Below are 738 nucleotides of genomic sequence, written 5' to 3'. Positions count from 1 at the left end.
AAGGTGCGAAACAAATAAACCACCCGCTATGCGGGTGCGCATCGAAGGTTATACCGTCATAACAAAAAAACTCCAAACGAGTTACAATATAGGTGTTCAAGCCAATTGTAAAACGAAAGGAGTTAAGACTATGGCGCAAAAAGCTCACAGTTTATCACATACAAAATGGATGTGTAAGTACCACATTGTATTTACACCTAAGTATAGACGAAAAATAATCTATAATCAATATAGGAGTAGTCTGGGAGAGATTTTTCATAGACTATGCCAATATAAAGGCGTTGAAATAATAGAAGGCCACTTAATGCCAGATCATGTCCACATGTTAGTAAGTATTCCACCACGAATGAGTGTAGCTAGTTTTATGGGATATTTAAAAGGTAAAAGTGCCTTAATGATGTTTGATAAACACGCCAATTTAAAATATAAATTTGGGAACAGACATTTTTGGGCAGAAGGATATTATGTAAGTACGGTAGGACTTAATGAAGCCACAATTAAGAAATATATCCAGGAACAAGAGAAGCATGATATCGCTTTGGACAAATTAAGCGTTAAAGAATATGAAAATCCCTTTAGGGATAATGGTAAGTAATGCGAATGCCTCTTTGAGAGGCTTGTGACGAGTCAAAAGCAATAAGGCTTGAACAAAGTGAAAGCCAGCGTCTTTAGGCGCTGGCTGGTATTATGGGCTTATAGCCCTTGATCAAACCACCCGTTAGACGGGTGGTTATGATT

The 738-nt window shown here is 37.5% G+C and carries 1 protein-coding gene; it reads left to right on the top strand.

Annotated features, from left to right (window positions below; translation table 11 throughout):
• The first annotated feature begins 130 nt into the window (after nt 1-130).
• On the top strand, nt 131-595 hold the full coding sequence (gene tnpA, locus HMPREF1519_RS01965; RefSeq protein ID WP_002883780.1) for an IS200/IS605 family transposase: 465 nt from the start codon (nt 131-133) through the stop codon (nt 593-595).
• The last annotated feature ends 143 nt before the right edge of the window (nt 596-738 follow it).

This window comes from Streptococcus sp. SR4, assembly GCF_000517725.1.
GTDB lineage: Bacteria > Bacillota > Bacilli > Lactobacillales > Streptococcaceae > Streptococcus > Streptococcus salivarius_F.
This window is presented reverse-complemented; position numbering and strand designations above follow the sequence as displayed.

Coding starts and splice junctions, on each gene's coding strand:
- tnpA (WP_002883780.1), top strand. CDS start 131: ATGGCGCAAAAAGCTCACAGTTTATCACATACAAAATGGATGTGTAAG.